2 protein-coding genes and 1 rRNA gene are annotated in these 2,899 nt (G+C 59.9%); 2 read left to right on the forward strand and 1 reads right to left on the reverse strand.

Features of this window, described 5'->3' with window-relative positions; genetic code table 11:
- Window positions 1–113: 113 nt before the first annotated feature.
- Window positions 114–229 (forward strand): 5S ribosomal RNA (rrf, locus tag ACXRVY_RS22690).
- A gap of 206 nt (window positions 230–435) precedes the next feature.
- Here rrf and mhpT read toward each other — a convergent pair.
- Window positions 436–1,653: a 3-(3-hydroxy-phenyl)propionate transporter MhpT gene (gene mhpT, locus ACXRVY_RS22695; RefSeq protein ID WP_223462808.1), complete on the reverse strand. Its 1,218-nt coding sequence runs from the start codon at window positions 1,651–1,653 to the stop codon at window positions 436–438.
- Between the two features lie 330 nt (window positions 1,654–1,983).
- Here mhpT and ACXRVY_RS22700 point away from each other — a divergent pair.
- The coding region (locus ACXRVY_RS22700) for an OprD family outer membrane porin (protein ID WP_458238293.1) at window positions 1,984–2,899 on the forward strand (916 nt) is incomplete at its 3' end.

Genomic DNA, 2,899 nt, shown 5'->3' on the forward strand with positions numbered 1-2,899 from the left:
GATTGCGGTGTGTGAAGACGCAATGAACCGAAAGTTCGACGCTCACAAAACACCGAAAGCTGTCACATACCCAATTTGCTGAAACGTTGAAAAACGGTTCAGTACCCGAATTTCTTGACGACCATAGAGCATTGGAACCACCTGATCCCATCCCGAACTCAGCAGTGAAACGATGCATCGCCGATGGTAGTGTGGGGTTTCCCCATGTGAGAGTAGGTCATCGTCAAGATTAAATTCCGAAACCCCTATCTGCGCACGCAGGTAGGGGTTTTGTTTTTTGGCCTCCGTACACCTCAAACGCTGTTACCTGTGGGAGCGAGCTTGCTCCGGGCGGCGTTCCGACGAAGGTCGTCAACGATGACGCTAACTGCCTGGGGCCACGCGGTGTCCTGGCGTTCTTCGCGAGCGAGCTCCTACAATTCTTGGTAGCGGGGCTCAGTTTGCAGCTTCTGGCCGAGACTCGGCGATCGCTCCGGTGCGGGCGATCACGGTCAGGATCGACAGCGCGGCGATCACCAACCCCGGTGAAGTTGCCAGCAGCACGCCAGTGGTGCCGGCACCGGCGGCGAGGATCTGGCCGGCGGCCAGGGGACCTGCCACCGAGCCGAGCCGGCCGATGGCCACGGCCGCGCCGACGCCGGTGGCGCGCACCGAAGTCGGGTAGGAAGGGGGCGCCAGTGCATACAGCACAAGCTGTGCAGCCATGACGAACAGCCCGACGGCAAACCCGGCGATTGCCATCGGCACGATACCCACCGACAGGCCGACCCCAGCCAGTGCCGCCAACACTCCTGCATACACGAACAGGACCACTTTCAGGCCGTTGCAGCGGTCCAGCATCACCCCGCCAAGCAGCGAACCAATGGCACCGCCCAGGTTGAACAGCATCTGCACCATGCCTGCCTGGGGCTTGGTGAAACCCTGTTCCAGCAACAGCGAGGGCAGCCAGTTGAGCAGCATGTACATCACGGTCAGGGTGAAGAAGTAGCTCAACCACAAGGCCAGCGTGCTGCGTGCGCGTCCTTCGCCGAACAGCGCCTGGGCGGTAGACGAGCGTGGGCTGCCGGTCGTGACGTGCTGCTGACGGAACGCAGTGGATTCGGGCAACAGCAGGGCCATCAGCGGCACCACCAGCAAGGGCGTCAGACCGCCGATGATAAAGGTGGTTTGCCAGTGTTCACTGGAAAACATTGCCACCACTGCCGCCAGCGCGCCACCCAGGGGCACGCCGCAGTACATGACACTGATGGCGGTGCCACGATGGCGTTCGTTCACGGCCTCGGCACACAGGGCAATCAGATTGGGCAGGGCGGCGCCCAGGCCCAGGCCGGTCATGAAGCGCACCAGCAGCAGGCTGGAATAGCTCTCGACGTAGGCGGTGCAGAGCGAGAAGACGCCAAATAGCAACACGGCGCCGACGAGGATTTTCTTGCGGCCGATACGATCGGCAACCCAGCCGCCAAAAAACGCGCCAGGTAGCAGGCCAATGATCCCGGCGCTGAACACCCAGCCCATCATCTTCGGGTCCAGGGCAAAACTCTGGCGCAATCCTGCGGCAGCGGTGCCGGCAGCCTGCAGATCGAACCCCTCGATCAGCGCAACGATAAAGCACAAAGCGATTGTCAGCGTCGAGCGACGCGATGGACTGTCCATGGGTGAACCTCATTGTTGTTTTTGTTATGCAGTCGAGCCCTCCGTGCGTTGGGAGCGCCGTCAATGACCGCCGACGATTAAGATAACAAAGATAACTAAAAAAAGAACGGTGTCGTAAAATCTGCGTAAACCACGAATAAAACCTTAATAAACAGGTTGTTATGGATGCATTAAAGATACTGTTTGAAAATAGATAATAATATTAATGTTCGATTATCGGTCATTCGCGATTGACGATACCCCTTGGGTGTTTCCATTCTCTGGTCGTGAAGCCGACAGCCCCGTGTGGGTCCGGCACTCAAGAACAACAATAAAAAGTGGACATCGAACATGCCAAAACGCCACAGGAACACCGGTTCAGTAGCGTCGCTCTCCTGCGTCTCCAGGATCCTTCCTGGGTGGGTCGTGGCGCTGCTTGGCGTCAGCGTTCTGCCCCCGCAGCTGCGGGCCGAAGGGTTTATCGAGGACAGTCACGCAACGTTGACCATGCGCAATTACTACCTGGACCGTGAATACCAGGACAGCGGCGCCAAGTCTGCCGCGCGGGAGTGGGCCCAGGGTTTCATCATGGGCGTGGAGTCCGGGTTTACCGAAGGGACTGTAGGCTTTGGTCTGGACTTGCGGGGGCTGTTGGGGGTCAAGCTCGACTCCGCGCCGGATCGCAGCGGCACCGAACTGTTGCCGGTGTCGGCCAGCGACAAGCGCGCGGCGGATGACTATTCGCGGCTGGCGCCGACGGCCAAGCTGCGGTTTGCCCAGACAACGATCAAGAGCGGCGATGTCTCGATCTTCCTGCCGTTTGCCTTTGCCAGCCCGTCGCGACTGCTGCCACAGACCTTTCGCGGCACCACGCTCAGCTCCAGGGATTTCGATGGCCTGACCCTGAACACCGGTTACATCGATCGTATCAACAAACGCGATTCCACGGACTATCAGGCCATGACCGTCGCCTCGCCGAACCGGCGTTTCAACGGCGCTGCCACCACCTCGCACCTGGCCTGGCTGGGGGGTGATTACCAGGTCAATAAGGACCTGAGCCTGCGTGCCTACCATGCCGAGGTGACCGACCTGTACCAACAGGACACCCTGGCGTTGCTGCACAACCTGCCGCTCGGCGACGGTGTGTTCAGCAGTGACTTGCGCAGTTTTTTCAGCCGCGAGGATGGCCGCGCCAAGGCGGGTGAGGTGGACAACCGCAATCTCTCGGCATTGTTCGGCTACCGCTTTGGCGGGCACCGAGTGAGCC

Source organism: Pseudomonas sp. P5_A2_2 (genome assembly GCF_054177685.1).

What these genes read in the sequence shown, in the direction of transcription:
- mhpT (WP_223462808.1), bottom strand. Translation starts at nt 1,653, where the DNA reads ATGGACAGTCCATCGCGTCGCTCGACGCTGACAATCGCTTTGTGCTTT.